Source organism: Streptomyces sp. NPDC006923, assembly GCF_040635655.1.
Taxonomy (GTDB): Bacteria; Actinomycetota; Actinomycetes; order Streptomycetales; family Streptomycetaceae; genus Streptomyces.
In genome coordinates this window covers 46,348-72,944 of sequence record NZ_JBEYIF010000011.1, presented here as the reverse complement: position 1 = coordinate 72,944, position 26,597 = coordinate 46,348, and the positions used below count along the sequence as shown (strand labels likewise).

Annotated in this window: 18 protein-coding genes; 7 read left to right on the top strand and 11 right to left on the bottom strand. The window is 69.3% G+C overall.

Going from position 1 to position 26,597, the window contains the following annotated elements:
• Positions 1–55 precede the first annotated feature (55 nt).
• Positions 56–3,295, bottom strand: a complete 3,240-nt coding sequence (locus tag ABZ707_RS22335; RefSeq protein WP_360177647.1) for a tetratricopeptide repeat protein — start codon at positions 3,293–3,295, stop codon at positions 56–58.
• A 207-nt stretch (positions 3,296–3,502) separates the two neighbouring features.
• On the opposite strand from ABZ707_RS22335, the gene ABZ707_RS22330 reads away from it, so the two are divergent.
• The gene (locus ABZ707_RS22330) at positions 3,503–5,161 is read left to right on the top strand and encodes a phosphodiester glycosidase family protein (RefSeq protein ID WP_360177644.1); all 1,659 of its coding nucleotides are present in this window, start codon (positions 3,503–3,505) and stop codon (positions 5,159–5,161) included.
• 128 nt (positions 5,162–5,289) lie between these two features.
• Here ABZ707_RS22330 and ABZ707_RS22325 read toward each other — a convergent pair whose 3' ends face one another.
• On the bottom strand, positions 5,290–5,856 hold the full coding sequence (locus ABZ707_RS22325) for a Uma2 family endonuclease (protein ID WP_360178152.1): 567 nt from the start codon (positions 5,854–5,856) through the stop codon (positions 5,290–5,292).
• Between the two features lie 268 nt (positions 5,857–6,124).
• On the opposite strand from ABZ707_RS22325, the gene ABZ707_RS22320 reads away from it, so the two are divergent.
• From ABZ707_RS22320 to ABZ707_RS22300, 5 genes are all read left to right on the top strand, one after another.
• Positions 6,125–8,155, top strand: coding sequence for a thioredoxin domain-containing protein (locus tag ABZ707_RS22320; RefSeq protein ID WP_360177641.1), 2,031 nt, complete (start codon positions 6,125–6,127; stop codon positions 8,153–8,155).
• A 202-nt stretch (positions 8,156–8,357) separates the two neighbouring features.
• Positions 8,358–9,614, top strand: a complete 1,257-nt coding sequence (locus tag ABZ707_RS22315; protein ID WP_360177638.1) for a glycosyltransferase — start codon at positions 8,358–8,360, stop codon at positions 9,612–9,614.
• Entirely contained in the window at positions 9,611–11,257 is a 1,647-nt protein-coding gene (locus ABZ707_RS22310) for a phospholipid carrier-dependent glycosyltransferase (protein WP_360177635.1), read from the top strand. The genes ABZ707_RS22315 and ABZ707_RS22310 overlap by 4 nt, the downstream gene beginning before the upstream one ends.
• Positions 11,254–12,501: a polyprenol monophosphomannose synthase gene (locus ABZ707_RS22305; protein ID WP_360177633.1), complete on the top strand. Its 1,248-nt coding sequence runs from the start codon at positions 11,254–11,256 to the stop codon at positions 12,499–12,501. The genes ABZ707_RS22310 and ABZ707_RS22305 overlap by 4 nt, the downstream gene beginning before the upstream one ends.
• Positions 12,498–14,936, top strand: coding sequence for a galactose oxidase early set domain-containing protein (locus tag ABZ707_RS22300; protein ID WP_360177630.1), 2,439 nt, complete (start codon positions 12,498–12,500; stop codon positions 14,934–14,936). Before ABZ707_RS22305 ends, ABZ707_RS22300 begins: the two co-directional genes overlap by 4 nt.
• A 47-nt stretch (positions 14,937–14,983) precedes the next feature.
• Here the strand turns inward: ABZ707_RS22300 and ABZ707_RS22295 are convergent, their stop codons facing one another.
• From ABZ707_RS22295 to ABZ707_RS22270, 6 genes are all read right to left on the bottom strand, one after another.
• Entirely contained in the window at positions 14,984–15,316 is a 333-nt protein-coding gene (locus ABZ707_RS22295) for a hypothetical protein (RefSeq protein ID WP_360177627.1), read from the bottom strand.
• Between the two features lie 67 nt (positions 15,317–15,383).
• Complete coding sequence (locus tag ABZ707_RS22290; RefSeq protein ID WP_360177625.1) at positions 15,384–16,097, bottom strand: M15 family metallopeptidase; 714 nt, start codon at positions 16,095–16,097, stop codon at positions 15,384–15,386.
• A gap of 62 nt (positions 16,098–16,159) precedes the next feature.
• Entirely contained in the window at positions 16,160–18,385 is a 2,226-nt protein-coding gene (locus ABZ707_RS22285) for a glycoside hydrolase domain-containing protein (protein ID WP_360177621.1), read from the bottom strand.
• Positions 18,386–18,567: 182 nt separating this feature from the next.
• Positions 18,568–18,846: an FtsX-like permease family protein gene (locus tag ABZ707_RS22280; RefSeq protein WP_360177618.1), complete on the bottom strand. Its 279-nt coding sequence runs from the start codon at positions 18,844–18,846 to the stop codon at positions 18,568–18,570.
• 780 nt (positions 18,847–19,626) lie between these two features.
• A complete protein-coding gene (locus ABZ707_RS22275; RefSeq protein ID WP_360177615.1) occupies positions 19,627–20,286 on the bottom strand; it encodes a TetR family transcriptional regulator in 660 nt (219 codons plus the stop codon).
• Positions 20,287–20,782: 496 nt separating this feature from the next.
• Positions 20,783–21,496, bottom strand: coding sequence for a hemolysin III family protein (locus tag ABZ707_RS22270; RefSeq protein WP_360177612.1), 714 nt, complete (start codon positions 21,494–21,496; stop codon positions 20,783–20,785).
• Positions 21,497–21,759: 263 nt separating this feature from the next.
• Between ABZ707_RS22270 and ABZ707_RS22265 the strand changes: the two genes are divergently transcribed.
• Complete coding sequence (locus ABZ707_RS22265) at positions 21,760–23,595, top strand: phosphoenolpyruvate carboxykinase (GTP) (RefSeq protein ID WP_360177609.1); 1,836 nt, start codon at positions 21,760–21,762, stop codon at positions 23,593–23,595.
• 50 nt (positions 23,596–23,645) lie between these two features.
• Here the strand turns inward: ABZ707_RS22265 and ABZ707_RS22260 are convergent, their stop codons facing one another.
• The 3 genes from ABZ707_RS22260 to ABZ707_RS22250 form a co-directional block, all read right to left on the bottom strand.
• The gene (locus ABZ707_RS22260; protein ID WP_360177606.1) at positions 23,646–25,136 is read right to left on the bottom strand and encodes a substrate-binding domain-containing protein; all 1,491 of its coding nucleotides are present in this window, start codon (positions 25,134–25,136) and stop codon (positions 23,646–23,648) included.
• Positions 25,137–25,321: 185 nt separating this feature from the next.
• Positions 25,322–25,573 (bottom strand): DUF397 domain-containing protein, encoded by a 252-nt coding sequence (locus ABZ707_RS22255; protein ID WP_319680486.1) that lies wholly within the window; start codon positions 25,571–25,573, stop codon positions 25,322–25,324.
• Complete coding sequence (locus ABZ707_RS22250) at positions 25,570–26,445, bottom strand: helix-turn-helix transcriptional regulator (protein ID WP_319680485.1); 876 nt, start codon at positions 26,443–26,445, stop codon at positions 25,570–25,572. Before ABZ707_RS22250 ends, ABZ707_RS22255 begins: the two co-directional genes overlap by 4 nt.
• Between the last annotated feature and the right edge of the window lie 152 nt (positions 26,446–26,597).

The window sequence follows — 26,597 nt, the reverse complement described above, 5'->3', positions numbered from 1 at the left end:
CGGCGGCCCGGGCACACGGTGTCCGGGCCGCCGCCGCGTTTCCGGCCGCGCGGGGTCAGGCGCCCGCGGCGCCGACCGGGACCCCCATGACCTCGCGCGCGTGCCGGTTCGGCACCATGCCGAGCTGCCAGGCGCTCCAGCCGTCCTCCAGGGTGATGCCACGCGCCAGCACCACCGAGAACGCCTCCACACAGTCCTCCAGCTTGCCGTCACGTCCGGCCGGACGGTCGCGGGAGAGATCCGAGAGCTCCTGCTCGGCCACGACCGACCCGACCTCCACACCGCCCGCCGAGGCGAACGGCAGCAGCGTGCAGCGCAGGAAACGCGCCCAGTCCGCGCCCCGCCGGTCGCCGTACGAGGTGAAGAGCGCCGTCGCCTCGTCGCACAGCGCCAGCGCCTGGGCCGGACGGTTGTTGCCCGCGTCGATGATCGCCAGCTCCAGGCAGGTCCATGCCTCGCCGTGCGCGACGCCGATACGGCGGAAGTCGGCGCGGGCGTCGACCAGAAGCTGACGGGCGAAGCCCGAGTTGCGCAGATTGCCGGTCTGAGCGGCGCGCTGGTCCCGGGTGACCCGGCCCGAATGGTGCCGGGCGCAGGCCAGACCGTACACATCACGCATCCGAGAGAACATCGTGCGCGCCCGCTCCAGCTCCCGTACCGCCTGGTCGCGTTCGCCGCGCTCCTCCAGCGCCTGGCCCAGGTAGTACAGGGTCCACGCCTCCCCGCGCGCGTCCTCGTTCTCCCGGTGCCTGGCGAGCGCCTCCTGGAGCTGCGCGACCGCCGGATCCGCCTCCCCGTCCACCAGCCGCGCCCTGGCGAGCTGCGTCAGCGCCCAGGCCTCACCGCGGCCGTCCTGGACCCTGCCGTACAGCTCCAGCGCCGCGCGCAGCTCGCTCTCCGCCCGCGCCACATCGCTCATGCGCAGGCACACCTGGCCGAGCTGGAAATGCGTCCACGCCTCCCCGTGCACGGACTCGCTCTCCCGGTGCAGCTCCAGCGCCGTCGCCAGCAGGGTGAGCGCCTCCGCGAGATTCGCGCGGTCACGCTCGACGGCGGCCAGCGCGTGCAGCGTCCAGGCGCGGTCCGCCGCCAGCTCAGGCACCGACTGGAGCTCGATCGCCTCCCGCAGCTTCGCCGACGCCTCGGTCAGATTGCCCTGGTGATGCAGGGTGATACCGAGCGAACACAGCGCGCGGGCGGCGCCCGCGTCGTGCTGCGCCTCCCGGTAGAGATCGACCACCGACGTCAGCGTCGTACGCGCCTTGTCCAGCTCACCGAGCTGCCGGGCGGCGATACCCGTACGCCACTGGACCGAGCGCACCAGCAGCCCCTGGCCCACCGCCTGCGCCAGCTCGCTGATCTCACCCAGCCGGTAGAGATCGCCGCGCAGCAGGCAGTAGTCGCACAGCGCGCCCAGCAGGTCCAGCACGGCCTGCTGGTCCACGCCCTCGGCATGCCGCAGCGCGGCCGTGATGAAGCTCGACTCCTCGTCCAGCCAGCGCAGCGCCGCGTCCAGCGACGAGAAACCGTGCGCGCCCGCCGCGCTCTTGAACAGATCCGCGCGCGTCGACGTCTTGCCGTCGACCAGCCGGATCACGGAGTCGGCCAGCTCCGCGTAGTTCCGGACCAGCCGCTCCTGCGCCGTCGTACGGTCCGCCGCCTCCTCCTCGTCCGCCAGCCTGGCCTGCGCGAAGGTCCGCACGGCGTCATGCAGCCGGTAGCGGCTGGCCCGCACATGGTCGAGCAGACCCGCCCGGGACAGCGCCGTCAGCAGCCGCCCGGCCTCCTGCTCGTCGGTCGCCAGCAGCGCCGCCGCGGCGGCCGCGCCGAGCGACGCGCGGCCGGCCAGCGCGAGACGGCGCAGCAGCCGGCGGCCCTGGTCGCTCTGATCCGTGTAGCGCAGCCAGAGCGCGCGCTCCACCGGGTCCACCGGACCGTACGAGGCGAGATCCGCGGCCAGCCGCTGCGCCGTACGCGCGCCGAGCGAGGAACCCGCGACGCGCAGCGCCAGCGGCAGGCCGCCGCACAGCTCCCTGATGGAGTCGGCCGCCCCGGCGTCATAGGGCCCCGCCGCCGACTCCGCGGACTGCTCGGCCGAGGCCCGCAGCAGTTCCTCGGCGCCCGCGCCGTCCAGCACGCCCACCGGAAGCTGATGCACCCACGCCGGGACATCGGCCGGCAGCTCCAGCGGACTCCGGGCCGTCACCAGCACCAGACTGTCCGACCGCTCGGGCACCAGGGTCCGCACCTGCGCGGGGTCGGAGGCGTCGTCCAGCACGACCGTCACCGGAAGGCCCGTCAGATGCTGGTGGTACAGCTCGCTCAGCCGCCGCACCTGCTGTTCTGGAGAGGTCCGCTCCCGGAACAGAAGCTGCTCGCGCGGCGCGCCCAGCCGGTTCAGCAGATGCAGCAGGGCGTCCCGCGTCGACAGCGGTGCCTCACCCGCACCGCCGCCGCGCAGATCGACGAGGCACGCGCCGCGGAACTGGTCCTTGAGCTGATGCGCCGCCCGCACCGCCAGCGCCGTACGCCCGGATCCCGGATCGCCGTACAGCACGACCACCGTCGGCTTCGTCTCGGTCGACGCGCGGGCCGCGTGCACCCACTGCGCGATCCGGGCCAGTTCGTTACGACGGCCCGCGAACACCCCGGCGGGCTCGGGCAGATGACCGAAGGACTGCTCCAGCACACTGCGCCGGCGCGCGGCCGCGCTGCGGTCCCCGCCGCGCAGCCGCGGCGCGGCCGGCGACTTCGTGGTGGTGCGCCTGGTCGCCGACGTCAGCACCCGCTGCTGGTCCAGGAAGGGGCGGATGCCCCGCACCTCCAGCGCCGTGAGCCACTGGAGACGAAGCTGCTCGGACCCGCCGGGCTGGCCCGCCGCGCCCGCCCGGTGGTGCGCGGCCGGCCAGTGGGACGCTGTGACCTTGGCGACGGTGGTCGCGGCCCCGGCGACGGCGACGACGGCGCCCGCGCCGAGCGCGGTGCCCGTGGCGGTGCCCAGCGCGAGGTCCGCGCCGATCGCGGCGACGGCGGCGACGGCCGTGACCAGCGCCGGCGTGCCCAGAGTGGTCCGGCTGAACCGGCCGGCCAGTGGCCGCCGCTCCGCCTCGGCCGCGTCCAGCGCCCGCACATAGGCGGCGTACTCCTCGCTCGCGCCGGCCGCCATGGAGTCCAGCGCGCCTCGCCCGCGCGCCAGCAGAGTGCTTCCCTCGGTCCGACCGCCGGAGCGCCGCACCTCTTCCTCGACGGCGCGCACCAACAGCCTCTCGGCCTCGGCCCGGTGGCTTTCCCGCATCGACGTCCCCCTCTGAAAGCTTCGGGTGTGGGGACATTGTCCAGCGCGGACCACGCGAGCGCGAGGAGTTACGGGGTCCCGTCTTCCGACGGCGCCCTTCATCGTGGCTTCCGCGCGCCGACCTCCGCCGTTACCGTCCCGGTCCCCGGGCGCGGCTGGACTTGCGGCCACGCAGCAATTCGAACATCAAAACGCTGAGGGACAATCATGCACAACGAAGACGGCGGACGGCCGCGCGGAGCCGGCAGGCTCCGCCGCGGGACCCGGATACGCGTCGCGATGGGTACCGCCGCCGTTCTCGCGGCCGTCAACCCGTGGACCGTTGCCGGTGTGGCCGAAGCCGACGCGCCCGCGGCGCACACCGCGGTCTCCGCCTCCGCCGGCCCGGCGGTCCACTGGACGACGGACACCGTGGCTCCCGGGGTGTCCGTACGCACCGGGGTCATCCGGAACACCCGGGCCGTCCCGGCCTGGACGATCACCGTCCAGGCACCCGCCGTCAACCGGCTGACCGGCGCGGCCACCTGGGCCCCGCTGGGCGCCCGCTCCTGGGCCGACGACACCGCGCGGCAGCTTCGCGACGCCGGTCTGCGGCCCCGGGTGGAGCGGGTGAACTGGGAGGAGTACGCGGACACGCCGCACGGCACCATGGGATGGCAGGTGCGGGTCGGCTCGTACGCCACCCAGGCCGAGGCCCAGAGCGCGAGCCAGCAGGTCACCGCGGCCGGGCTCCGGGTGGCGGTCGAGTGGACCGGCTACGACGGCGGGCAGACGGCCGACCGGCAGAGCGTGCATGTGGCGGTCATCGACCCGGCCCGGTTCCGCGGGAGCGTGCGGGGCACGCACAACGGCAATGTCGCGGACCGCGAGACGACCTCGTCCGTCGCCGCGAAGACCGGATCCCTGGTCGCCGTCAACGGCGGCTTCTTCATCACCTCGGACAGCGACGGCGTGCAGGGCACGACGGCCGGAATCGCCGCCTACGACGGCACGCTGGAGTCGATGGCCACCGGCTCGCGCGCCGCGCTGATCCTGGCGGACGGCGGCCGGCATCCCCGTATCGCCGATCTGTCCACCACGGTCACCGCGTCGGCGGGAGCGTCCGACTACGCGGTGCAGGGCATCAACCGGCTGCCCGGCAAGGTGCGCAACTGCGGCCGGCCCGGTGCCACCCCCACCGAACAGCCCCGCCACGACCTCACCTGCACCGAGACCAACGACCTGGTGAAGTTCACGCCGCGATTCCGGGCCGCGCTGCCGGAGGGCGCGGGCACCCAGGTCGTGCTGGACGCCGCGCAGCGCGTGGTCTCCACCGGCGCGCGCGGCGGCACCGTCCCGGCCGGCGGCTCGGTGCTCCAGGGCACCGGCACCGCGGCCGACTGGCTGGCGGCCCACAGCCGCACGGGCGAGCGGATCTCCGTGAAGGAGGTCATCCGCGACTCCAGCGGCCGACAGGTCAGGCTCGGCTCCGACGACAGCATCGTCAGCGCCGCACCGACGCTGGTGAAGGACGGGCGCGTGCACATCGACGCGACCGCCGAGGGAACACTCGACCCGAAGGACCTCTCCTTCGGCTTCGCCTGGTCGAATGTGCGCCAGCCCCGCACCATGGCGGGCATCGACGGCCGGGGCCGGCTGATCCTGGTCACGGTGGACGGGCGTCAGCCCGGCGTCAGCGAGGGATTCACCCTCGCCGAGGGCGCACGCTTCATGCGCTCCCTGGGTGCCGAGCAGGCCCTCAACCTGGACGGCGGCGGCTCCAGCGCCATGGTGGTCGGCGGCAGGCTCGTCAACATCACCTCGGACGCGACGGGCGAGCGCGCGGTGGGCGACACCGTCCAGGTGCTGCCGGCCACTCGCCACTGACCGGCCCGGTCACCGCACCGCCGGCCTTTCCCCGAGGCCCTGCCCCGCCCGTCCGGGCGCGGCGGGGCCTCAACGGCGTGCCACGGCACCGGCCGTCCGCCCGTCGCGGAAATGATCTTCCAGCGCTGTCAGACGGCTCCCAAGTCGACAGCGACGGAGAAGGGCGCGGCGGCCTTGACCACGCCGGTGAACATCTCGCCGTCCCGGTAGACCGTGGTGGCGGGGTCGAGAACGTAGGTGTAGACGATCGGGACACCGGTCGCGGCCTGTTCGACCCGCCAGTAGAAGGGGATGCCGGCCTTGGCGTACTGGTCCACCTTCACGATCCGGTCGGTGGTTTCCGAGCCGGGCGACACGACCTCGACGACCAGGAGTACGTGTTCGGGGCGGGTGGGCGTGAGGTCGATGGTCTCCGCACGGTAGACGACGACGTCCGGACGGCGGTTGGTGAGGGGAACGTCCTGCAGACGGACGTCGAAGTCCGTGTCGGCGTTCCAGTCCGGGCCCGCGGCGGCGTCCAGGGCATTGGCCAGGATTCGGGCCGGCCGGTTGTGCCGCTTGGACGCGCTCGGGCTCACCACGACCATCCCGTCCACGATCTCGATGCCGGCACACTGCTCCTCGGACCAGGAGTCGTACTGCTCCGCGCTGATCTGCGTATGCATCCACGCGGGTGCCACCATCTCGGCGGTCATCATGTACCTCCTTCGAGGAGCCTCCGACAGTTCCAGCGCTGCCGGGCTCAGCGTACTGTCCTGTGCCGCCGGGGCGCCCGACCCGGAAGAGCGTCCCTCGGTGTCCCGGTCGCGGATCCCGCCGGCCGAAGAGCGCTACGAGATCCACGCGAACTTCCCGGCCGGGGCCGACGGCGCCCGCCGCGTGATCGACCCGGCCCGAGAACGGGCTCGCCTTCGCGTCGAGCGCCCCGGCGGTGGTGCGGGAGGGCTGGGGCAGGATGGAGTCATGGCGAACCGACTGGCCCATGAGACCTCCCCGTACCTCCTCCAGCACGCGGAGAACCCCGTCGACTGGTGGCCCTGGTCGCCCGAGGCGTTCGAGGAGGCGCGCGAGCGCGATGTCCCGGTCCTGCTGAGCGTCGGCTACAGCAGTTGCCACTGGTGCCATGTGATGGCGCACGAGTCCTTCGAGGACGAGGCCACGGCCGCCTATATGAACGCCCACTTCGTCAATATCAAGGTCGACCGCGAGGAGCGGCCCGACGTCGACGCGGTCTATATGGAGGCGGTGCAGGCGGCGACCGGGCAGGGCGGCTGGCCCATGTCCGTCTTTATGAACGCGGACGGGGAGCCCTTCTACTTCGGTACGTACTTCCCGCCGGCGCCCCGCCATGGCATGGCGTCCTTCCCGCAGGTGCTGCAAGGGGTGACCGCCGCCTGGACCGACCGGCGCGGTGAGGTCTCCGAGGTGGCCGGGCGGATCGTCCGGGACCTGGCCGGGCGGTCGCTCGCGCGCGGCGGTGACGGGGTGCCCGGGGAGGAGGAGCCCGCCCAGGCGCTGCTGGGGCTGACCAGGGAGTACGACGCGCAGCGGGGCGGCTTTGGCGGGGCGCCCAAGTTCCCGCCGTCGATGGTGCTGGAGTTCCTGCTGCGCCATCACGCCCGCACCGGCTCCGAGGGCGCGCTCCAGATGGCGGCCGACACCTGTGAGGCGATGGCCCGGGGCGGGATCTACGACCAGCTCGGCGGGGGCTTCGCCCGCTATGCGGTGGACCGCGAGTGGACCGTGCCGCACTTCGAGAAGATGCTCTACGACAACGCGCTGCTCTGCCGGGTGTACGCGCACCTGTGGCGGGCCACCGGATCAGCTCTGGCCCGGCGGGTCGCCGTGGAGACCGCCGACTTCCTGGTGCGGGAACTGCGCACGGCCGAGGGCGGGTTCGCCTCCGCGCTGGACGCGGACAGCGACGACGGCAGCGGGAAGCACGTCGAGGGCGCGTTCTACGTATGGACGCCGGAGCAGCTCCGCGAGGTGCTGGGCGAGTCCGACGCGGAGTTCGCCGCCCAGTACTTCGGTGTGACCGAGGAGGGGACCTTCGAGGAGGGCGCCTCGGTGCTGCAACTCCCGCAGGACGGCGGGGTGGTGGACGCCGCCCGGGTCGAGTCGGTACGGGAGCGGCTGCTCGCGGCGCGTGCGGAGCGGGCGCGGCCCGGCCGGGACGACAAGATCGTGGCCGCCTGGAACGGTCTGGCCGTCGCCGCGCTGGCCGAGACCGGGGCGTTCTTCGACCGGCCGGATCTGGTGGAGCGGGCGACGGAGGCCGCCGATCTGCTGGTGCGCGCGCACCTGGACGACAGGGGGCGGCTGGCCCGTACCTCCAGGGACGGCCGGACCGGTGCCAACGCCGGAGTGCTGGAGGACTACGGCGATGTGGCGGAAGGTTTTCTGGTGCTCGCCGGGGTCACCGGTGAGGGAGCCTGGCTGGAATTCGCCGGGCTGCTGCTGGACATTGTGCTCGACCGGTTCGTGGCGGAGGGCGGCGCGCTGTACGACACCGCCGACGACGCCGAGCGGCTGATCCGCAGGCCCCAGGATCCGACGGACAACGCCACTCCTTCCGGCTGGACGGCCGCCGCCGGGGCGCTGCTCTCGTATGCCGCGCAGACCGGCTCGGAGCGGCACCGGAGCGCCGCCGAGGAGGCGTTGGGCGTGGTGAGGGCCCTGGGGCCGCGGGCTCCCCGGTACATCGGCTGGGGCCTCGCGGTCACGGAGGCGCTGCTCGACGGACCGCGGGAGATCGCCGTCGTGGGCCCGGCGGACGGCTCGGCGGCGGAGCTGCACCGTACGGCGCTGCTGGCCACGGTGCCCGGCGCGGTGGTCGCGGCCGGCGCGGCCGGGAGCGGTGAATTCCCGTTGCTGGCGGATCGTCCGCTGGTCGGTGGGCGGGCCGCCGCCTATGTCTGCCGGCGGTTCGTGTGCGCGGCGCCGACGACCGAAGTGGACGTACTGAAGGGCGAGTTGGCCGTATTCGAGTAGGGTGTGGCCGGTTTCTGACCCGCCGTGAATCGGCCTGAAACGCGGTATTCACCAAATCGGCCCTCCGACCGTCACAGGTCCCCCCTATTGTCTTTACAAGAGGCACAACAGGTGCGCATGGGGGGCATGCGCACGGGGGGATGACGGGTGAGCCGGCGGCCAGGGGGGCCTGCCGCGGCTCACCCTGGCCGAGGGGGGCCGTGTGTTCACGTCCGTGTTCATCGCTGCCGTTTCACTGGCACTTTTCTGGATGGCCGCGTTCACGCTCTGGTGGCAGATGCATGCCTGGCGTACGCCCGAGACGCTGGCCGCGACAAGATTCGACCGCCCGGACGGCGGCAGGGAGGGATCGTTCTCGCTGCTCCTGCCGGCCCGGCACGAACAGGCCGTGCTGGAGCACACCGTCGAACGGTTGCTGGAGTCCAGCCACAGCGACTTCGAGATCATCGTCATCGTCGGCCACGACGACCCGGAGACGGCGGCGGTGGCCGAGCGGGCCGCGGCCCGCGACCCCGGCAGAGTCAGGGTCGTCGTCGACACCCACGAGGCGAAGAACAAGCCGAAGGCGCTCAACACGGCGCTGCCGCACTGCCGGGGCGACATGGTGGGCGTATTCGACGCCGAGGACCAGGTCCATCCCGAGCTGCTGGCCCATGTCGACCACGCCTTCCGCTCCACCGGCGCCGATGTCGTCCAGGGCGGTGTCCAGCTCATCAACTTCCATTCGAGCTGGTACAGCCTGCGCAACTGCCTGGAGTACTTCTTCTGGTTCCGCAGCCGTCTGCATCTGCACGCGCAGAAGGGGTTCATCCCGCTCGGCGGCAACACCGTGTTCGTCCGGACCGACGTGCTGCGCGCGGCCGGCGGCTGGGACCCGAACTGCCTGGCCGAGGACTGCGATCTGGGCGTCCGGCTCTCCAGCGTCGGCAAGAAGGTCGTCGTCGCCTACGACTCCGCCATGGTGACCCGCGAGGAGACCCCGGGCTCGCTGATGTCGCTGCTGAAGCAGCGCACCCGGTGGAACCAGGGCTTTCTCCAGGTCTACCGCAAGAAGGACTGGAAGCAACTGCCCACCGGCGGGCAGCGGATGCTGGCCCGCTACACGCTGATGACCCCGTTCTTCCAGGCGTTCACCGGTCTGGTCATCCCGCTCAATGTGGGGATCGCGCTCTTCCTCGACGTACCGGTGACGATCGCGTTCGTGACCTTCCTGCCCCTGGTCACCGCCATGGTCACCTTTGTCTTCGAGATCGTCGGGCTCCATGACTTCGGTAAGCAGTACGGGCTCCGGGTCCGTCTGGTGCACTACCTCAAGCTCATTGCCGGCGGCCCCTTCTACCAGCTCCTGCTGGCCGGCGCGGCGATCCGCGCGGTCTGGCGCGAGCAGCGGGGACACGGCGACTGGGAGCTGACCAGCCATGTCGGCGCGCATCTCATCCGAGAGGACGTCACGGCGTGACCTCCACCCTTCCCGCGGTGACGACGGAGCAGACAACGGCCGTCACCGCGAGGCACAGACGTGTCCCGAGCGGCAGACATCTGACGGTCCGGCCGGTGGTGCGGTTCCGCAGCTCACGCGCCGATCTGGCGCTGTGCGGTGTGCTGCTCGCCGCGATCCTGCTGGTCCAGGGCTGGAACATCCAGCACTATCCGTCGCTCAGCGACGACGAGGGCACCTATCTCGCGCAGGCGTGGGCGGTGCAGCAGGGCAAGGGCCTCGCCCACTACACGTACTGGTACGACCATCCGCCGCTCGGCTGGATCCAGATAGCCTTTCTGACCTGGCTGCCGTCGCTCCTCTCACCCGAGTCGATGACGGTCGCGCCGATGCGCTTCTCGATGCTGCTGGTCAGCGCGGCCAGTGCGGTCCTTCTCTATGTGCTGGCGCGGCGGCTGTGGCTGCCGCGCTGGGCGGCGGGCCTGGCGATGGTCCTGTTCGGGCTCTCGCCGCTGTCCGTGGTGCTCCAGCGGGAGATCTTCCTCGACAACATCGCCGTGATGTGGATGCTGCTGGCGTTCTGCCTCGCGGCCTCGCCCAGCCGTCATCTGTGGCACCACTTCGCGGCCGGTCTCGCGGCGGCCGCCGCGGTGCTGACCAAGGAGACCATGCTGGTCGTCCTGCCGGCGCTGCTGGTGACGATGTGGCGGTTCGGCCACCGTGACACCCGTAAGTTCGCGCTCACCGGAGCGATCACCGCGTGCGCGCTGATCGGCCTGTTCTATCCGCTGTTCGCCCTGCTCAAGGGGGAGTTGCTGCCCGGCGCCGGGCATGTCTCGCTCTGGGACGGCATCACCTACCAGATGAGCCGGCCGGGCTCCGGTTTTGTCCTCGACCCCGGCAGCGGCTCGTACGGTGTCCTCCAGTCCTGGCTGTACTACGACCGGGTGCTCCCGCTGGGCGGCATCGCGGGCGCCGTTCTGCTGATGCTGACCTGGCGCTGGTCGGTCACGGCGCGGGCGCTGGCCGGTCCCGCGCTGGCCGTGGTGATCCTCACCGCGGTCGCCCTGCGCCCCTCCGGCTATCTGCCGGCCATGTATGTCATCCAGGGCCTGCCGTTTCTGGCGCTGGTGCTGGCGGGCGGCGCGGCGAGCGTCGTCCACGCGGTGCTGCGCAGACGGCGGGGCCCCCGGGAGGGCCGGGTGCTCACGACGCTGCGCCGGACGGCCCTGGTGGCGCTGGCCGCCACCGCCGCCTTCCACGTGGTGCCGCGCTGGTACGACGGCGACCGCACCGCGCTGACCACCGACGCCAACGCCCCCTACCGGGCGGCGGCCGCATGGATGGCGAACGAGGTCCCCGACCCGTCCCGGGCCCGGGTGCTGGTCGACGACGCGCTCTGGCTCGACCTGGTGCACGCCGGGTACGAACCGGGACTCGGCGCGATCTGGTTCTACAAGGCCGACCTCGACCCGGCCGTGACGGAGACGATGCCACGCGCCTGGCGCGATCTGGACTATGTGGTCGCCTCCCCGACCGTACGGCGCGACGCGCGTGACCTGCCCAATGTGCGGGACGCGCTCAACCACTCGACCGCTGTCGCCGTCTTCGGCGCCGGCGAGGACCGGATCGAGATCCGGCAGATCGTGGGAGCCGAACGATGAGCATTCTTCCGCCCACCGGCGCCGGGGCACTCGGCGATCCGGAGCTGGAGGCGACGGCCGTGGCCGAGCCGGGAGCCGTCACCGTCATCATCCCGACGTTCAACGAGTCCGGAAACATACGGGAGTTGCTGCGGCAGCTCACCGACGCCGTACCGGCCAGGCTGCCCTGTGAGGTGCTCTTCGTCGACGACTCGACGGACGACACACCCGAGGTGATCGCCGCCGCCGCGCAGGACTGCCCGTTCCCGGTCGGTGTGATCCACCGGGACACACCGGAGGGCGGCCTCGGCGGCGCCGTCGTCGAGGGCCTCAGGGCCGCGGGCTCGGACTGGGTCGTCGTCATGGACGGCGATCTCCAGCATCCGCCCGCGCTCGTGCCCGACCTGGTCGCGGCGGGTGAGCGGGCGTCCGCGGATCTGGTCGTCGCGAGCCGCTACATCGACGGCGGCAGCCGCGCCGGGCTCGCGGGCGGCTATCGCGTCGCCGTCTCACGCGCCGCCACCTGGCTCACCAAGGGCGTCTTCCCGGGCCGGCTGCGCGGCATCAGCGACCCGATGAGCGGCTTCTTCGCCATCCGGCGCTCCGTCGTCACCTCGGAGGCGCTGCGTCCGCTCGGCTACAAGATCCTGCTGGAACTGGCCGTGCGCTGCCGGCCCGAGCAGCCGGCCGAGGTGCCGTTCGTCTTCCGTGACCGGTTCGCGGGCGAGTCGAAGTCGACGGCCAAGGAGGGCCTGCGGTTCCTGCGCCATCTGGTGGAGCTGCGCACGGCCGCGCCGCTCGCCCGGATGATCGCCTTCGGGCTGATCGGGCTCACCGGCTTCGTACCGAATCTGCTGGCGCTGGCCGGGCTGACGGCGGCGGGGGTGCACTATCTGCCGGCCGAGGTGCTGGCCAACCAGTTCGGCGTGGCGTGGAACTTCGTCCTGATCGAGATGCTGCTGTTCCGCAGCAGACGGGTGCACCGCCACTGGGCGGACCGGGTGGGCCGCTTCGCGCTGCTCGCCAACGCCGATCTGCTGCTGCGCATCCCGCTCATCGCGCTGTTCGTGGCGCGCTTCGGGGTGGGGGTGCTGCCCGCGACGGCGATGGCGCTGCTGGCGACGTTCGTGCTGCGGTTCGCCGGGACGGAGGCGCTGGTGTATCTGCCGAAGCGGAGGCGGCGGGAGAGCCGCTCGCGGGAGCGTGGCCTCGTCCTCGTGGAGGGGCCGGTGGCCGGCGGACAGACGGAGCGGGTCGGCCCATGAGCCCTCTCCGGAAGAGGCCGGCCGCGCGGCGGCGGCGTACCGCGCTGCTCGCCGTCGCCGCGCTGACCGGCGGGCTGCTGCTCAGCGCGCAGGGGCCGGCCGCCGCGGGCGCGAATCTGGTGAAGAATCCGGGCTTCGAGACGGCGGGCACGGACGGCATGCCGTACTGCTGGGAGCGGTCCGGCTGGGGCGACAACGACGTCACCTTCACCACCGTCAACGACGCCCACTCCGGCACCGAGGCGCTCAGGGTCGAGCTGACCCGCCGCGCCGACGGCGACCGCAAGGCGCTGATCACGGAGTCCGTGGAGTGCGCGCCGGACGTGCTGCCGGAGCGGCAGTACGACCTGTCCCTCTGGTACAAGTCGACGACTCCGGACGCGTCGGTCACGCTCTTCCGGCATGACACGACGGCGGGCTGGCAGTACTGGACCGACCTCAAGACCCTGGACCTGAGTGCCGGTTACCAGCGGGCCGAGGTCCGTACGCCGGTCGTGCCGCCCGGCACCGACCGGATCACCTGGGGTGTCTCCGTCTACGGCACGGGCAGTGTGACCACCGACGACTACACGATGGAGGAGGTCGCGCCGCCGCCCGTCGAACCCGGCTGCACCGGGACGCCCCAGGAGTGCGCGGACGGGACGTGGGAGGTCCTGCCCACGGAGAACCCCGTGCGTTCCATGCACTCGGTGGTGCTCCACAACGGCAAGGTGCTGCTGATCGCCGGCTCGGGCAATGATCCGGAGATGTTCGAGGCCGGTACGTTCACCTCCGCGGTGTACGACCCGGAGGACGGCTCGTACCGCACCATCCCCACGCCCGACGACATGTTCTGCTCCGGACATGTCCAGCTCGACGACGGCCGGGTGCTGGTGATGAGCGGAAACAAGGGCTACCCCTCGGCGGACGGCACGGTCGGCTACCAGGGCTACCGGGACTCGTACATCTTCGACCCGGACACCGAGACGTACACCAGGACCAATGACATGAACGACGGCCACTGGTATCCGTCGGCCACGATCATGGGCAATGGCGATGTGATGTCCTTCGGGGGGCTGCGCGAGGACTCCAGCGGATCGGTGACCGCCGAGCGCTGGTCGGCCGCGCAGGGCAGGTGGCTGCCGATGGGGCAGGTCAACCAGACCTGGTCGTACTGGGGGCTCTATCCGTCGATGATCCTGATGCAGGACGGGCGCCTCTTCTACTCGGGCAGCCATGTCTTCGGCAACGGCACACCGGGCACCGGCGCGGCGGTCTACGACTACGAGGCCAATACCGTCACGGAGGTCCCGGGGCTGCGGAACAAGGACGAGCGCGACCAGTCGGCGAGTGTGCTGCTGCCGCCCGCGCAGGACCAGCGGGTGCTGACCATCGGCGGCGGCAACATCGACTCCAACCCGGAGGCGAACCGGCTCACCGATCTGATCGATCTCAAGGAGCCCGACCCCCGCTACACGCCGGGTCCGCCGCTGCCGCGGGGCACGGTGGATCTCGGCGACGGCCCCCAGCCGGAGACGGGGGAGCAGGGCAAGATGTACGGCTCGGCGGTGCTGCTGCCGGACGGCAAGGTGCTGGAGACCGGCGGCGCGCTGCACAACCGCGCCAACCCGGTCTATGAGTCGTCGCTGTTCGACCCGGTGACGGACACCTACGATCCGGTGGCGGTGGACACCGAGTCGCGCGGCTATCACTCCTCGGCGTTCCTGCTGCCGGACGGCCGGGTGATGACGACGGGCGACAACCCGGGCAACGGCTCCTGGAATCACGACGTGTCGCTCTACACACCGCCGTATCTGTTCAAGGGCCCCCGGCCGGAGATCACTTCGGTGATCGACAACCAGTGGCTGTACGGCGATACGCAGCGGATCACGGTCGACCGGCCCATCGCCAGGGCGGAGCTGATCCGGCCGGCCGCCGTCACCCACTCGTCCGACCCCAACCAGCGGTTTGTGGACCTGCCGCTCTCGGTGGACGGGAACAACATCGATCTGAATGTGACGAGCAATCCGAATCTGGCGCCGCCGGGCTGGTACATGCTGTTCGCGGTGGACGCCAACGGCGTGCCGTCGGTGGCCGAGTGGATACGGCTGGGCGGTCCGCCGGCGCTCGCGGGGGACGCGGCGGTGTCCGCGCATGTCCATGACTTCGCGGGAGAGCTGACGAAGGCCGCCAAGAAGCCGGGGCAGCGGCGGACTTCGGCGCCGGTGAGCCCCCGGGTCGCGGGCTGCGACCGGCACTACGGCTCGGCGAACGTCTGCGTTCCCACGGCGTTCCCGGAGACGGTGGGGTCGACGGCGAAGGCCCGCTGCGACTGGCTCGCGGCGAACGCCTACGGGCGGCTGAAGGTCAACGGCGGGGACGACCCGCTGCGGCTCGATCCCGACCGGGACGGTGTGGCCTGCGGAAAGGGAGACCTGAGGCGGGGCGGGGGCTGACCAGGAACGGGGGCCGGGCCGGGGCGCGGGGTCCCGGGCCCCGCGTGTCAGGCGGCGGAAGCGCGGGCCGAGCGCTCCGCGCGGCGGGCCGTCACGGCACACGCCACCGACCCCGCCGTGCCGCCGAAAAGGACGACATTCACCCAGGACGGGACCACCTCGTGGGTCGCGCCGTCCTCGAATACGCAGGTCTGCCGGATCGGGAGGAAGCTTTCACGCAGTTCGCGAAGGTGCGAGGTGCTGTGAATCAGCCCCTTCTCGCACATTTCGCCTTCTTCTGAGACGAAGACCGCCGAGAGTCCGACGCCGTAGGCGAGGAAAGCCGCCAGGAACAGCACCGCCGCGCCGGTCCGGAGGAGAGTCAGCCTCTTCTGTGTCATTGCAGCATTATGCATTCGCCCGGCCGGGTGGCCCTCTTCGTCGGAAGGGGCCACACGGCGGCACGGTTTACGCGGTCTGGAGGCGCTTCAGTGCCTCGGCGGCCTTCAGGCGGGTCTTGTCCTGTGTGTTCTGGATGACACCGGCGCCCAGCCCGGGCACGCTGTTCCAATTCCTGATTTTGGCCGCGAGGAGCTTCAGCCGGTCCGAGGAGGGCGGGACATCGATCTGGAAGTGCGACTCATCGGGCGTCGGGAAGTCACCGCCCCATGTCACCACGCCCTCGCACTCCGCGAGGATGTCACGGATCACCGCCAGTTCCTGGGGATAGAATCCTCCGGCGACTCCGACCGGATACCAGTCGGGGCGGATGTCGATTGCTGTACCGGAGGAGTGGTTCGTCTGGTATTCCAGACCCTTCTTGACCTTTCCGAAGGGTCTGAATCCGACGACATCGCCGGGGCGCAGGGTGTCGATTTCGTAGTTGAAGCGGCGGACGACGTGGACGAGTACGGTCTCCACATCGCCGATGGAGACGTCCACGTCGAAACTCGCACCGGGAACCGGGCGGGTCCACACGCTGCCACCGGAATTGGGCGCGGTGTCGACCGGCCATCCATTGTCGGAAGGAATGATCTTCCGGGGTTCGGGCAGAGGCTTGGGCAGGCGTGTGGGCACGCGGCTGTCCGCGGTGGCCGTTCCCGTCAGGATTTCCATACCGGCACCGGCGGCGACTGCGACACCCACAGCGGAACGCAGAAATACACGTCGTGATGTTGCCATGTGGCTTTTCCTTCCGTGTCATGCGGATTGACGGCGGCCTGGTTGCCGCAGCTCAAGACCGTTCAGCCGCGCAGCGGAGCGAAGTACTTCTCCAGGATCTGGTACAGGCCGATCTGGATCTGGCTGTCCGTCTCGGCCTCTTCACCGAATCCGCGGAATCGCTTCAGCACGAGCCGCGAATTTTCCTGGCTGTACGTCAGATTCGGGCGCGGAATGCCTACGTCGTCGGCGCCCTGGATGAGGACATGAGCGGTGGTGCCCATGCTGAAGGCGTCGTCGTCGTGCAGCTTCTGCCAGATGTTCCAGAGATCGGCGTCCTTCGTCTCATCCATGATCGTGCCGTTGATGATTCCCTGACGAATGGCGTAATTGCGGGCGATGATGGCCGTCTTCGCGAAGATCTGAGCGATACCGGTGCTGCTGTCGTTCTTGATCCATATGTCGAACGGGTCCCAGTCGCCACTGGTGTAATAGGTCTCCACACCCGTGTCCGCGAGGGCGTCCAGGGTGCTCCACTTACGGAACTCCCACAAGACCGGGATCATGATCAATGCCTTACGCATTCTGAGGGCTCTGGCCAGTCCGGTGAACACCGCGTCGTAGCCCATGACGACATTGAAGGCTTCCGTCGTGGTGTTGACCTGGATGGCGTCCTCGCCTATGTTCCCGCCTTCTTCCGGGATTCCCTTGCTCTCCAGATAGTGCTGGATCTCCGCGAGCAACGCGCCGTTCTGCGTCTTGTCGAACCCGACGTCGAGCTGGTCCGAGGGCGCCGGCGGGTTGAAGCTGCTCTGCCCCGCGTCGCGTCCCGAGTAGACGTTCTTGTCGATCTGGATCGAGCCGCTCCCGCTGCCCACGGTGATGGTCGCGATCTGGTCGAACGCCCAGTCCTCCGGCATCGGATAACCGAGGTTTCCGGAGAAGCCGGTGGACATGTCGGAGACAAAGCTGGCGGAGGTCAGTCCCTCGGCCGCCACGCGGCTGCAGATGTTACGAGGTCCGTAGACACCCATCTGGTAGCCGCTGGTGTACGAGTCCATCGTGGACTTGATGCCCCGGAAATGCGGCAGGATGCTGTCGGTCACCTGGTAGTCCAGGGCGTCGAAGTCAACCGCGAAATAGATGCGCGAACCGGGCTTGAAGCCGTGGTAGTTGGCCCAGTACATGGCGTCCAGCGCGTCGGACGCGCCCTGCGGACCGTTGAAGTAGCTCGCGGAACCACCGTAGGTCTGGTAGATCGGGAAGACCCGCATGCCGTTGTCGGCGATGACCGCCAGTTCGCCGGGCTTGATTATCTTGTCGAGGTCCGTGCCCGCCACGTTGCAGAGGTACCGTCCGGCGACCTGGAAACCGGCTGCCTTCAGTGACTGCGCGCGCGCCGGGGTGATCTCGGTGACGCAGTCCAGCGCCGCTCCCGGGCGGGTCGGATCGCCCGTGGACACGAGCAGGGAGGCCCATGTCTGGAAGTCGCCCTGGCCGGTGACCGGCAGCTTGACGAAGCTCTGGAAGGTGCTGACCCGGGAGGAGAGATTCGAGTCGAACGAGCTGGTGAAGGCGACACCGCTGCGCTGGTTGAAAATCATCGCGGCGGAGAACAACTGCACCCACGTACCGGAAGAGCCGGCCGACAGCGTATTCGCCTTGAGACCGGACTGTGTTCCCGGGCCGAAGACACCGTTCGCCACGTCGTCGGTCATGCCGATCTGGTACTGGATGGCGAACATGAGCGCCTTCTGGACGTCTCGCGAGAAGAAGCCGTCACAGGGCACGATGAAGTAGTTCAGCCGGTTCACATACTTCGAGTTCATCCACTGCTGGATGGACCGGACCGTGTCGCTGCCGCCGCTGATGGTGACATACGGGTCCATGTTGAGCAGCGCCTTGAACAACTTGGGCACCATCGCGTCACCGGGATAGGCGCCGGCGACACCCGCTTCCGACTTCAGCTTCTGCACGGCGGCGGACACGCGCGAGTTGTAGATGCCGTCGATCTCTCCGCCGTCGTATCCCTTGCAGTAGAGACCCGACTGGATGATGCGGACGACATTGGCCGAGGGCGCGGTGCTCGCGTTGATGGACGGCCATCTCGACGTCAGTGTCGAAAGGGTGGTCGGACCGAAACTGTCCGACAGCGCGCTGATGCCGAGTTCGTACTGGAGACACCGGGTCAACGCGTACATCGTCGACCAGCCGGTCTTGCCGTCCTCCTCGACCCTTGGGATGCCGGGGTAGGTGCCGTACGTCCTGTTGATGAAACGCTGCGCCTGCTTCACCATATCGTCGGCCATGGCGGTTCCTTTCTGTTGTGCACGCTGTTTCCGTGCGTCGGGAAGGTGCGTGAGGAACGGGCGGGAGGCCGCTTCGACGGACCGGCGGCGGTCCGCTCGCGGCCGGCGTCAGCGGCGGAGCGCGTCCGCCGGCCGGACATGGCCGGCACGCCGGGCGGGATAGGTCCCGGCGAGGAGCCCGGTCATGACCCGGGCAGCGGGGCCGCGACCACGGCAGTGGTGTCGAGGACGGGCGTCCCGTGCGGGACGGCGGAGACCGAGACGATGGTGAGTGTCCCGAGGGCGGTGCCCGCCGGCCCGCCGAGCAGCCCGAGGACCGCCGACTCGACGAGGAACTGGCCGGTGATGTGCGGGCCGCGGGCGCCGAGAGCGCGGCGCAGTCCGATCTCCGAGGTCCGCTCCATGACAGCGACCAAGGTTGTGTTAGCGATACCGACCCCGCCGATGACGAGACAGGCCACGGCCAGGACGTGGAAGAGCCGGCCGAGGTTTTGGCCCGCACCGGAGCGCGGCGCGCGAGGGTCGGGCGGAGGAATGGTCCTGACATATTCGGGATGGGCGGAGACAGGGCCGGCGCGGACCGGTCCGCGATCTGATTGGCCGCGCCGAGGCGTGTGGAGACAAGCATGTGCGTGCGCTTGTCGCGAGGCGTCCCCCAGTTGCGTTCGGCGGGCGAGCACGGGGATGAGTACGGCGAAAGCAGGTCCGGTTTACGGGTCCCTTCACTGCGGTCTGAATCACGGCGTGCGCCATGAATCAATACATGTGGGTGCAGCCCTGAGAGACCCGCGTATAGGCGGGTCTCTATTTCTTTCTGAGAGCAGCAAGACACTAAGCGAAGCCGGTGGATCGAGCCAGGATATTCTTTTGGGGCAAAGGTATCGAAGAGCGCCAAAATGACTCTCTCGAAGTGTTACCCATGTCACGATCTTGTGAAGTGTGGCGGGTGGTTTGCGGATTTTGATCAGAAGTAAGCGAAGATCCGGGGCCGGATTGAAAAGGTCCGGTAAAGTGGTGGATGTGAATCCGCTTTTGCCTGGGCGTGCAACGTCGGCGTGGAAGCGGCGTGGAAAGCGACCGAAAATGCGGAGATAGGAGTCGTGCCGCTCAAGAAACGGCCCGCATATGTTCGTCCGCCGGTGAGGGTGATGCGCCTGGATGATCAGGATGGCGTGATCTGTCCGGCAGCCCTTTCCGCGTAGCCGGGAGGGCGGAGCCGTCCGTGCGGGACGGGACAGCCCTTACCTCGGGGGCATGTCCTGGGGGCGCGGGCCGCTGCCCAGGGTTTCGAGGGTGGCGAGCGCGCGGTCGACCAGCGGGACCGGATCGCCCTGGCAGCCGCGCTCGCCCCAGTACAGGGTGACCTCGCGCAGCGCGCCCAGCGCCGCCGCGGTGAAGACCCGCAGTTCCAGTTCTCCGGGATCCCGGCCGGTGCGTTCCGCGAGGACCTCGGTGAGCATTCCGGCCGTCACCGACAGGCTCTCGGTCATCCGGGCGCGGACGGCGGGGATCTCGACCATGAGCCTGGCGCGCTGGACCGTCTCGTCGCACTCGCCGGCCAGGACCGCGTTCAGCGACTGGACCATGAGGAGGCGGAGCGACTCCAGCGGGGATTCGCCGGCCGGACGGGAGCGCAGCAGGGCCGCCATGGCCGGACTGTGCTCGTCGGCCAGGACGATGTCCTCCTTCGTCGGGAAGTAGCGGAAGACCGTGGACGGTGAGACCTCGGCCGCCTCCGCGATCTGTTCGACGGTCGTCGCGTCGTATCCCTGCTCGGCGATCAGCCGGCAGGTCGCCCGGCGGATCGCGATACGCGTCTTGATCTTCTTCCGCTCGCGCAGTCCCGGCTGGGGCTGGTGTTCTCCGACGGGGCTGGGTGAGGTGGCGGCCATGGTGCTCATTGTCGGGCATCGGTGAGCGCGGAGATCACGTACGGATCCCCGGCCGGGCCATGCCCGGAACCGCTGGTGCGCGCCGATCGGCGGGCACGAAGTGACGGTCACCGGCAAAAGTGACAGTCACCGGCACACACCTGTGGGTGTCAGAAGCGAGCGTCCCCCGGTATCTCCCGGACAGGAGGCCGATTGTCGGAGGCGCGTGTCACTATGAGTGTGGCTGTCCGAACGGAAAGTGATCGTTCCGCCGCGCGGGACCGCGCGGCGGCGCGTACACGGGGGCATACGGAAGGGGAGGCCGGGAATGCGACATGTCATTCACGTGCTGGTCGTGGCCGTGGCGGCGCTCTGCATCGGTGGATTCCTGCTGGGCGGCGCCGCCGCGGTGGCCGGGGTGGTCCTGCTGGTGGTGGCGAGCGTGACCTGGAGCGTGGCGACGGCGACGCTGCCGCGGTCGCGTCCGCGGCTGCGATCGCCGTCCTGGCGCAGTGGCCGCCGCGGCTCAGGAGCTCTGCTGGGCCACGAGCGAGATGCCGACGAAGTGCACGGCGAACGCGGCCAGGGTGAGGGAGTGGAACACCTCGTGGAAGCCGAACCACCGGGGTGAGGGGTTGGGGCGCTTGAGGCCGTAGATCACGCCACCCGCGCTGTAGAGCAGGCCGCCGACGACCACCAGGACGAGCACGGCGATCCCGCCGGCGTGCATGAAGTCCGGCAGATAGAACACGGCGGCCCAGCCCATCGCGATGTAGCAGGGGGTGTAGAGCCAGCGGGGCGCACCGACCCAGAACACCCGGAACGCTATGCCGGCGGCGGCCGCGGCCCATACGGCCCACAACAGGTTCCGGCCGGTGGAGTCGGGCAGCAGCAGCACGGTCAGCGGCGTATAGGTGCCCGCGATGATCAGAAAGATATTGGCGTGGTCGAGCCGGCGCAGCACCGCTTCCCCGCGCGGACCCCAGGTGCCCCGGTGGTAGATCGCGCTGATTCCGAAGAGCAGACAGGCCGTCAGGACATAGACGCCGCAAGCGATCCGGGCACGGGCCGAGTCGGTGAGGACGATCAGTGTCACGCCCGCCACCAGGACGGCGGGGAACATCCCCGCGTGCAGCCAGCCGCGCAGTTTCGGCTTGACCGGACTCGGCAACTCGATCTCGACCGGCCCCCCTTCGGGCTGTCGGGGGTGCGTGAACGGGTCGGGCGCGGCAGGAGTCATAGGTTCATGCTACCTACGCGACCGTAGGTTAAATTCCCGGGCAAATCAGTAGGAAAGGTGGCTGTGTGGATGCGGAAGTGGAACGCGTCCCTCATAGTGCTCACCTTTGAGTGTCCATGCTCACATGTGAGGCCCTCTGGACAGATGGGCGCGGGAGTCGGATGATCAAATGAGTGCGACCGGCACCGGATGAGCGGCTACGAAGCATCCGGGTCGGAGCCCCCAAGGGGCACATGTCCAAAAACCCTCATCAAGGAGCAATCGTGGCGCGCGACATCGCGGCTCCCAGCACCGTTCCCACCAGCCATCAGGAGTTGATTTCCTGGGTTGACGACATCGCGGCAATAACGCAGCCGGACAGCGTGGTCTGGTGCGACGGTTCCGAGAGCGAGTACGACCGCCTGTGCGGGGAGCTCGTGGAAAAGGGCACCTTCACCAAGCTGGACCCGGTCAAGCGGCCGAACTCGTACTACGCCGCCTCCGACCCCTCCGACGTGGCGCGTGTCGAGGACCGCACCTTCATCTGCTCCGAGAAGGAGGAGGACGCGGGCCCGACCAACCACTGGAAGGCCCCGGCGGAGATGCGGGAGATCTTCACCGGCGAGAACGGCGTCTTCCGGGGCTCGATGCGTGGCAGGACCATGTATGTCGTGCCCTTCTGCATGGGCCCGATCGGCTCCCCGCTCTCCGCGATGGGCGTCGAGATCACCGACTCCGCGTATGTGGCCGTCTCGATGCGCACGATGACGCGCATGGGCAGGGCCGTGCTCGAAGCGCTCGGCGACGACGGCGACTTCGTCAGGGCCGTCCACACCCTCGGCGCACCGCTCGCGCCCGGCCAGACCGATGTCCCGTGGCCCTGCAACTCGACCAAGTACATCTCGCACTTCCCGGAGTCCCGCGAGATCTGGTCGTACGGATCGGGGTACGGCGGCAACGCCCTGCTGGGCAAGAAGTGCTACGCGCTGCGCATCGCGTCCGTGATGGCCCGGGACGAGGGCTGGCTCGCCGAGCACATGCTGATCCTCAAGCTCACACCCCCGCACGGCGAGCCGAAGTATGTCGCGGCGGCCTTCCCGTCCGCCTGCGGCAAGACCAATCTCGCCATGCTGGAGCCCACCATCTCCGGCTGGAGCGTCGAGACCATCGGCGACGACATCGCCTGGATGCGGTTCGGCGAGGACGGCCGGCTCTACGCGATCAACCCTGAGGCGGGCTTCTTCGGCGTCGCGCCCGGCACCGGTGAGCACACCAACGCCAACGCGATGAAGACCATGTGGGGCAACTCCGTCTTCACCAATGTCGCGCTCACCGACGACGGCGACATCTGGTGGGAGGGCATGACCGAGGAGCCGCCCGCGCACCTCACCGACTGGAAGGGCAACGACTGGACGCCCGAGTCCGGCACACCGGCCGCCCACCCCAACGCCCGCTTCACCGTGCCCGCCGGCCAGTGCCCGATCATCGCGCCCGAGTGGGAGGACCCCAGGGGCGTCCCGATCTCCGCGATCCTCTTCGGCGGCCGTCGCGCCTCCGCCGTACCGCTGGTCACGGAGTCCTTCGACTGGCAGCACGGCGTCTTCCTCGGCGCCAATGTCGCCTCTGAGAAGACGGCCGCTGCCGAGGGCAAGGTCGGCGAGCTGCGCCGCGACCCGTTCGCCATGCTGCCGTTCTGCGGCTACAACATGGGCGACTACATGGGCCACTGGATCGAGCTGGGCCAGGAGGCGGCGCGGCACGGAAACGAGTCGAAGCTGCCGAAGATCTACTACGTGAACTGGTTCCGCAAGGACGAGGCGGGCACCTTCGTCTGGCCGGGCTTCGGTGAGAACAGCCGCGTCCTGAAGTGGATCGTGGAGCGGCTCCAGGGCCGGGCGGAGGGCGTCGAGACCCCGATCGGCATCCTGCCGACCAGGGAGGCCCTCGACACCGACGGCCTGGCGCTGTCCGAAGCCGAGCTGGACTTCCTGCTCTCGGTCGACAAGGTCGTCTGGCGCGAGGAGGCGGCGCTCGTCCCCGAGCACCTCAACACCTTCGGCGACCACACACCCAAGGAACTGTGGGACGAGTACCACGCGCTGGTCGAACGCCTGGGGTGAGGCTCCGCCCGGCCGGACGTCGCCGTCCGGCCGGGCCCCGGCGTGCGGCGTCAGTGGTCGGTACACGCCCCGTCGAGCTTGGTGTCGCCCAGGTCGGAGCAGCCGATATAGCCGTGGCCGCGCAATTGAGCCGTCATCGCGTCACTGGTCAGGAAATCGAGGTAGTTGGCGGTCAGGCCGGTCGCCGCGCCCGCGGTGTACAGATACTCCGTCGCGACAAAGGGATAGTCCCCGCTCAGGGCGTCCTCGCGGACCGGCTCATGGCCGTTGACCGGTACGACTCCGATATTGGGGAAGAAGGCCAGCGCGTCGGCCTCCGCGTAGCCGATCGCGTTGTCCGTGGCGTTGACGTAGTTGAGCAGGTCCATCGTTGTCTCCGCGGTACACGCGGTCTCTTTGTCACCGGCGCGGACGGCGTCGCAGGCGGGCGCCGCGTCGAACGACGAGGACTGCCCCCCGAGAAAGGCGCTGTCGAAGGCCGCGCGGGTACCGGAATCGGCGGAGCGGCCAACGGCTTTGTAGCCTTTCGCGCCGCTGAAGACCGCCCGCAATTGCCTGGTCGTCAGTCCCTCGTTGAACAGTCCCGGGTCCGTGCTCTCCAGTTGGCGATTGGCCACCACGGCGAACACGACCACTCCCGCCGCGCGCCGGGTGAGGCCGGCGTCCTCGGTGAGTTGCGTGGGCCGTCCGTCGGACATGGCGATCATCCTGGTGCTCTTGCTCGTTCTCAGTTCCTGCAGACCGGTGCCGCTGCCATTGGCCACGACCGTGATGGAAGCGTTCTGGCAGCTCTGCTCGTAGGCGTTCTTGACCTGCGTGGCGATCGGCGCGAAAGCGGTGGATCCCTCCACACGGAGTGTGCCGTTGGTGCAGGCGGCCACCGGGTTGAGTGCCTGGTTGGCCAGCCAGACTCCGCCGGAGACGCCGGTCAGCAGCGCCATGACGGCGCCGGCCGCCGCGACCTGGTACAGCACTGAGCGCTTGGCCCTCTGGACGATCCGGCCGCTGCGTATGATGCCGCCCGTCCGCACGCCGCTGCCCGATCCGACCAGGAGGACCAGCAGCTTGAACCCCGCACGCCGGTTGAGCGGCAGCGCGGGCAGTGCGATCTTGGACGCGTCGTCCGGCGGAAGCGTGTCGGTGCTGCGTTCGATGAGATCGTGCAGGTCGTCCGAGTCGCGCACCTTGAAATGCACGACTTCCCGGCCGGGAAAGGTGAAATGCAGCGGAACGGCGAGGTGGCTCTCCTCGATGTCCTGGCCGCCCGAATTCCGTATGTCGAGCACGACGAGACTGCCGTCCTCGATCTCCCGGCCCTGCGAGCTGATCTCCCACATGTTGAGGCCGTTGGGCGGCGCGGGACCCCGGTTGATCGGCTCGTCGAAAAGTACGCTCCAGCTCAGCCGGCGACGCCGCCGGACCGCGGCGATCAACAGGCCGATCGCGCCGGTGACCAGCGCGCACACCAGAGTGGTGAGCATCTCCCGGCTGTCGATCACCGTATTGAGTTCGGTCAGTAATCCGGACGCCTCAGTGTGCATGGCAGAACCCATGGCTTTCCCCCGTGTGAAACCGACTCACGCGTGTGGACCCGACTCACGCGTGAGGATGAAGTGTCGAGACATCGGGAAACCGCCGGAAGGCGAAAGCCTGAACGCCACGCCAACGTGGCATCACCATTCATGTTGCCGATTCACGCCGGTTCGAGGAGCCGGGCCGACGGGTCTCAGAGCTCGGTGCCCTCGGGGATCAGGTGGTCGTACTGACCGGCCTTGACGGCAAGGATGTGGGCGAGCATCTCCTTGTCCGTGAACCGAAGGGCACCGTCCAGCTCCCGGCGCTTGGAGTCACCGAAGGCGACACCGCCGGCGATCGGCATGATCAGGACACAGTCGTTTCCCGAGCCGGCGCTGAATGAGGACTTCTCCCATGCGCCGTCGAGCGGCACGGCGTAGAGCGTGTCCTTCGGGTCGTTCATGTGAGTTCCTTCTCCATCTCTTCGATGCGACGGACGGTTTCTTCCGCGTTCAGTGCGTGGTCGGTCAGGTCCGTGAACTTCCGGCGTATGCGCCGCACCTCGGCCGGGTCGTCCTGGAGAGTCTCGCCTCGGGACTGCTCCTGCGAGACGACGCTTCGGTTGTCGGCACCAGGAAAGTCGATAATGGTGAACAGCGCGCTTGAGATGCTTGCGGCTCCAGCGGTGAAAGGGATCATTCGCAGAGTGATGTTCTGCTGGTTGGCATACGACACCAGGTGCCGAAGCTGCGCGCGCATCGCCTCGGAGCCACCTACGGTGGCTCGAAGCGCGGACTCCAGGAAAACGGCATCCAGAGTCAGAGGGTTTCGGCGGGTGAGGACTTCCTGCCGCCGCAGCCGGGCTTCCACGAATGCCTCTCGGTGCTCCGCGCTTTCGTGTTTCTGGCCGAAGGCGACGATCGCTTCGATGTATTCCCGCGTCTGAAGAAGTCCTGGTACGTACGTTCCCGATTGCGTCGAGATGCGTTCTGCGGCGTCTTCGAGGGAGAGGTAGCGGTAGGAATCTCCGGTGAACAGTGCCTGAATCTCGGGGCGTTCGTACCAGGTGCGACCGTACGACCTTCCCTGTTCGATCGTCGCGACGATTCCCGCGCGTTCCTCCGGGGTCGCCCCGTAGAGCTTGAGCAGCGTGGGCAGTTGCTCGTCAGTGGGGAAGGCCTTGCCGCGCTCGATCTTGCCCACGGTGTACCGCGAGACGCCAAGTGCCTCCCCGGCCGCCTCCTGTTTGAGGCCGGCTTCCGTACGCAGACGCTGGAGTTCTTCGCCGACGCGTCGCATGGCAAAGATCGCGTTCGCATTGACGCTGACGACCACGGCTTTCCCTCCGAGTGGGGCGGTCTCCCGATGTCGTCAGGGTATCGCTCAGCCGATCCGCCCCATGACTCTCCGGGCCCAGGTTCGCATTTTGGGTTGCGCGTGACAGGTCACGTGACCCAAACTGGGCTGCGCACGCTGCGAAAGCGACT